Genomic DNA, 846 nt, shown 5'->3' with positions numbered 1-846 from the left:
CCCCCTCCCGAACAGCAAGAAGCCCCTGGTAGACGGGTTAACGACCAAGAAAACCTGCCCCACCAGAGGCTCCACATGCTGTTCTACCGTGCCGCGCTGCCCCTGTCACGCCGGACTCTGAACCTGGCCGCCCGCACCATCCGCGCCCACCGCAAGAAAACCGGTTCCCGATGGCGACGCCTGGACCCCGCACAGCAGGCCCTGCTCGTACTGGTCCACTTGCACAAAGGCGAGACGTTCAACCAGGTCGCGGCCGGTTTCGCGGTGGGCACCACGACCGCCTGGCGCTACGTGCGCGAGACCACGGCCCTGCTCGCCGAGCAGGCACCCACCCTCGAACAAGGACTACGCCGCGCACGCCGCAAGGGGTGGGGGTACGTGATCGTGGACGGCACCTTGATCGCCTGCGACCGTGTGGCGGCCGACCGCCCGTTCTATTCGGGCAAGCACAAGCAACACGGCATGAACGTCCAGGTGGTGGCCGCACCGGACGGGGAGCTCGTGTGGACCTCGTGGTCGCTGCTGGGATCAGTGCACGACACCAGGGCCGCCCGGGTGTGGAAGATCGCCGAACGCATCAAGGCCGCGGGCCTACTCGGACTGGGCGACAAGGGGTACATGGGCCTGTCGGAGGCAGTGTTCTGCCCGTTCAAGGGCCGGGGCAAGCCGCAGTGGAAGAAAGACACCAACTCCGAGCACGCCAAGCTCCGCTCACCTGGTGAGAGGGCCATCGCCCAACTCAAGAACTGGAATATCCTACGTCGGCTGCGATGCTGCCCGCACCGGGCCGGAGAGATCACCCGAGCTGTGCTCGTACTTCAAATCCGAGAAGCAGGATGAAAAGGG

At 65.7% G+C, this 846-nt stretch carries 1 protein-coding gene; it reads left to right on the top strand.

Features of this window, described 5'->3' with window-relative positions; genetic code table 11:
- Positions 1–75: 75 nt before the first annotated feature.
- Positions 76–840: an IS5/IS1182 family transposase gene (locus D456_RS0123355; RefSeq protein WP_017578591.1), complete on the top strand. Its 765-nt coding sequence runs from the start codon at positions 76–78 to the stop codon at positions 838–840.
- Positions 841–846: the final 6 nt, after the last annotated feature.

The organism is Nocardiopsis kunsanensis DSM 44524, from assembly GCF_000340965.1.
Lineage (GTDB): Bacteria > Actinomycetota > Actinomycetes > Streptosporangiales > Streptosporangiaceae > Nocardiopsis > Nocardiopsis kunsanensis.
The sequence above is the reverse complement of the archived record's forward strand: the minus strand, read 5'-3'. Positions and strand labels throughout refer to the sequence as shown.

Excerpts from the sequence above, each read along its gene's own strand:
- D456_RS0123355 (WP_017578591.1), top strand. The coding sequence starts at position 76 with ATGCTGTTCTACCGTGCCGCGCTGCCCCTGTCACGCCGGACTCTGAAC.